This is a genomic window from Arthrobacter crystallopoietes BAB-32 (genome assembly GCF_000328305.2).
Taxonomy (GTDB): domain Bacteria; phylum Actinomycetota; class Actinomycetes; order Actinomycetales; family Micrococcaceae; genus Crystallibacter; species Crystallibacter crystallopoietes_A.
Genome location: NZ_ANPE02000266.1, coordinates 1 through 2151, shown reverse-complemented (window position 1 = coordinate 2151; position 2151 = coordinate 1). Strand labels below are relative to the sequence as shown.

2 protein-coding genes are annotated in these 2151 nt (G+C 67.7%); both read left to right on the top strand.

All coding sequences use genetic code 11. The features are described from left to right. Positions 1 to 76 precede the first annotated feature (76 nt). On the top strand, positions 77 to 310 hold the full coding sequence (locus D477_RS19255) for a Trm112 family protein (protein WP_005274046.1): 234 nt from the start codon (positions 77 to 79) through the stop codon (positions 308 to 310). Positions 311 to 339: 29 nt separating this feature from the next. Next, entirely contained in the window at positions 340 to 1833 is a 1494-nt protein-coding gene (gene ahcY / locus D477_RS19250; RefSeq protein ID WP_005274043.1) for an adenosylhomocysteinase, read from the top strand. Positions 1834 to 2151 lie beyond the last annotated feature (318 nt).

Sequence of the window (2151 nt, the reverse complement as noted above, 5' to 3'; positions counted from 1 at the left end):
GCGGGGCCCGGCGCGGGCACCTGCGGGTCCTGCGCGGGCCGCAGTAGGCAGACCAGGACCAACAGAACGGACCACCATGGCCAACCTTTCGCCCGAGCTGCTCGCCATTTTGCGCTGCCCCGTCACCTTCAGCCCGCTGATGCAGGAGGGCAGCGAACTCGTTGCCACCGCTGCCGGCGCCGACGGCGTGAAGCGGCGCTACCCGATTGAGCAGGGCATTCCGCTGCTGCTGCCGCCGGACCTGCTGGCCGCGGCCCGGGAGGCGAACCCCCGCACGTCGCATTCCGCCCCGCCCGCCAAGCACGCCTGACCCCGCACCACTACTTCCCAGGAGCCCACATGTCGTTCGATTACAAGGTCAAGGACCTCTCGCTGGCCGAGGCCGGCCGCCACCAGATCCGCCTCGCCGAGCACGAGATGCCCGGCCTGATGGCCCTGCGCGAGGAGTTCGGCGCCAGCCAGCCGCTCAAGGGCGCCCGGATCGCCGGCTCTCTGCACATGACCGTGCAGACGGCGGTGCTGATCGAGACGCTGACCGCCCTGGGCGCCGAGGTTCGCTGGGCCTCCTGCAACATCTTCTCCACGCAGGACGAAGCCGCGGCCGCCGTCGTCGTTGGCACGGGAACTCCCCAGGACCCGCAGGGCGTCCCGGTGTTTGCCTGGAAGGGCGAGACCCTCGAAGAGTACTGGTGGACCGCAGAGCAGATCCTGACCTGGCCGGGCGCCGCGGAGAATCCGGAGCTTGGGCCCAACATGATCCTTGACGACGGCGGCGACGCCACTTTGCTGCTGCACAAGGGCGTGGAGTTCGAAGCCGCCGGCGCGGTGCCGGATGCCTCGCCGGAAGATCCGCACGAGTACACCATCATCCTCGACGTGCTGCGCCGCTCGCTGGCCGCCGACCCGCAGCGCTGGACCCGGACGGCCAGCGGCATCCTGGGCGTTACCGAGGAAACCACCACCGGCGTGCACCGCCTGTACCAGCTGGCCGAGCAGGGGCAGCTGCTCTTCCCGGCCATCAACGTCAACGACTCGGTCACCAAGTCCAAGTTCGACAACAAGTACGGCATCCGCCACTCGCTCCCGGACGGCATCAACCGCGCCACCGACGTGCTCATGGGCGGCAAGGTCGCCGTCGTCTGCGGTTACGGCGACGTGGGCAAGGGCGCCGCGGAGGCGCTGCGCGGCCAGGGCTCGCGCGTGATCGTGACCGAAATCGACCCGATCTGCGCGCTGCAGGCCGCCATGGACGGCTACCAGGTGACCACGCTGGACAAGGTCGTCGGCGAGGGCGACATCTTCATCACGACCACGGGCAACAAGGACGTCATCATGGCCACCGACATGGTCAAGATGAAGGACAAGGCCATCGTCGGCAACATTGGCCACTTCGACAACGAGATCGACATGGCCGGCCTGGCCAAGATCGAGGGCGTGCGCAAGACCGAGATCAAGCCGCAGGTGCACGAGTGGACCTTCGACGCCGGCACCGCGCAGGAACGCTCCATCATCGTGCTCTCCGAGGGACGCCTGCTCAATCTCGGCAACGCCACCGGCCACCCGTCCTTCGTCATGAGCAACTCCTTCGCGAACCAGACCATCGCGCAGATCGAGCTCTTCACCAAGGCCGGCAAGCCCGCCGCGGATTCGGCCACCGGCGAGCCCGAGTATGCCAAGCAGGTCTACGTGCTGCCGAAGATCCTGGACGAAAAGGTCGCGCGCCTGCACCTCGGCGCGCTGGGCGTGGAGCTGACCGAGCTCACCAAGGAGCAGGCCGACTACCTGGACGTGGACGCAGCCGGGCCGTTCAAGCCGGACCACTACCGCTACTGAGCCACGAACGACGGCGGGCCGGTCGCCTTAGGGCGGCCGGCCCGCCGTTTGCGTACCCAGGTTCGGCCGCCGCGGAGAGGCCGACCCCATGGGGATGCCGCCGTCCGACCGCCCGATGCGGTGCTGCCGTCGTTCCATCCCACGTTTAGCCCTAACTGTCAAACTATAAGCTTCAAGCAAGCCTCTGACTTGGGAGGATGCTGAGCCCTCGATTTAAACATGGGCAGTACGGGCGGGCAGATACGCTCCCGCGTAGAGTCGGACCATGAACGGGCAACCGGAGGGACTGCTCCTGACCTTGGCCTGTACTCTCGCGGC